The 2193-nt window shown below is 66.2% G+C and carries 2 protein-coding genes; both read right to left on the reverse strand.

Translation table 11 applies throughout. From position 1 onward, the window contains the following. A partial coding sequence (locus AC1DU6_RS28495; protein WP_477861240.1) for a PLP-dependent transferase occupies positions 1-598 on the reverse strand: 598 nt, incomplete at its 3' end. Next, positions 598-1986: a 30S ribosomal protein S12 methylthiotransferase RimO gene (gene rimO / locus AC1DU6_RS28500; RefSeq protein ID WP_477861242.1), complete on the reverse strand. Its 1389-nt coding sequence runs from the start codon at positions 1984-1986 to the stop codon at positions 598-600. The genes AC1DU6_RS28495 and rimO, both read right to left, overlap by 1 nt. Positions 1987-2193 lie beyond the last annotated feature (207 nt).

The raw sequence follows: 2193 nt of genomic DNA on the forward strand, positions 1-2193 counted from the left end.
GCCCTGGGTGGGTCAAGGGTGCCGGCTCGAAGCCATTGAAGGCCAGGCCGGCGCCCCAGGTGTTGTCCAGCGCCGTGGTGATGCCGCGCGCACGGCAGGCGGCAAGCGTCCCGAGCAGATCAGGGAACTCCAACGTGATCGACCCCGCCGCCTCCAGCCAGACCAGCTTGGTGTTGTCACGCAGCTTGGGCACCGTCAGCGGGTCGTAGAAGCGGTGTGTGACGCCCCATTGAGGCAGCCACGACTCGGTCAGGTAGCGGTTCTGGCCATAGACGTTGTCCGGCACGAGCACCTCGTCACCGGGCCGCAGCACGGCCAGCGACGGCAGCGTCACCGCCGCCAAGCCACTCGGCACGAGCAGGCAATGCTCGGCATGCTCCAGCGTCGCGATGCGCGCGGCCAGCGTGTAGCTGGTGGGCGTGCCATGCAGGCCGTAGCGGTAGGTCAGCCCGTCACGCGGCTTAGGCTTGTGYAGATCGGCCGTATTCTTGAAGAGCACGGTCGAGGCCTTGGCCACCGGTACGGGCACCGCATCCCAGCCTTCGGGGGCGCGGTAAGGGTGGTGAATAAGCTGAGTGCTGGGAGCCTTCTTGCTCATCAGACCAGGCTCGCCACCAGGTCGTGCCCATCCGCTGCCACGACGCGGGCGCGCACGAAATCGCCCACCTTCATCGTCTTGCTGGCCTTCTCGGGCGGCAGGATCTTCACGGTGCCGTCGATCTCGGGCGCGTCGGCGTAGGAGCGCCCCACCCCGCCCTTGCGGCCCAGGGCCGGCGCGGAGTCGACGAGCACCTGCAGCGTCTGGCCGACACGGCTTTGCAGCTTGGCGGCCGAGACCTGTTCGGCCACGGCCATGAAGCGCGCACGGCGCTCCTCACGCACCTCTTTGGGCAGCGCGCCGGGGATCTCGTTGGCGCTGGCGCCCTCGACCGGCGAATAGGCAAAGCAGCCCGCGCGGTCGATCCTGGCTTCCTGCATGAAGTCCAGCAGATGCTGGAACTCGGCCTCGGTCTCGCCGGGGAAGCCGGCGATGAAGGTCGAGCGGATGACCAGCTCGGGGCAGCTCTCGCGCCAGCGCAGGATGCGCTCCATGTTCTTCTCGCCGTTGGCCGGGCGCTTCATGCGCTTGAGCACGTCGGGGTGGGAATGCTGGAAGGGCACATCCAGATATGGCAGCACCAGGCCTTCGGCCATCATCGGCAGCACCTCATCCACGTGCGGATAGGGGTAGACGTAATGCAGGCGCACCCAGGCGCCATAGGGCTTGGCGATCTCGCCGAGCTGGGCGACGAGATCCAGCATGCGAGTCTTGACCGGCTTGCCGTCCCAGAAGCCCATGCGGTACTTCACGTCCACGCCATAGGCCGACGTGTCCTGGCTGATGACGAGCAGCTCCTTGACGCCGCTCTCGAACAGCGCGCGGGCCTCGTTCAGCACGTCGCCGATGGGGYGCGACACCAGGTCGCCGCGCATGCTGGGGATGATGCAGAAGGAACAGCGGTGGTTGCAGCCTTCGCTGATCTTGAGATACGCGTAATGCTTGGGCGTCAGCTTGACGCCGTAGCTGGGCACCAGGTCGACGAAGGGGTCGTGGGGCTTGGGCACGTGGGTGTGCACCGCATCCATAACCTCCTGGGTCGCATGCGGGCCGGTGACGGCCAGCACGCYGGGGTGGATCTCGCGCACCAGGCTGCCGGCATCGCTGCTGCCGGCGCCGGCCTTGGCGCCCAGGCAACCGGTCACGATGACCTTGCCGTTCTTGGCCAGGGCCTCGCCGATGGTGTCCAGGCTTTCCTTGACGGCGTCGTCGATGAAGCCGCAGGTGTTGACGATCACAAGGTCGGCGCCGGCAAAGGTCTTGGAGGTTTCGTAGCCCTCGGCACGCAGCTGGGTGAGGATGAGCTCGGAATCGGTCAAAGCCTTCGGGCAGCCGAGGCTGACGAAGCCAATCTTCGGAATGGCGGCGGGGGTGATCTGTTCATTCATCGCCCTATTTTCGGCGATGTGACGAACCGGCGGCTTTCCAGCGGCCATGCAGCTGTCCGAAACGACCGAACTTCACTGGAAAGGCAGGCCGCTATTCGACCGTTTCCACCGTGACGGAGGCCGCAAATGGGGGATTGATGGACTGCGCCTCGCGAACGACATAGCTGCCGACCCGTACCCCCTCAGGATCGACCACCTCGAAATAGG

Source organism: Roseateles sp. P5_B10, assembly GCF_056400485.1.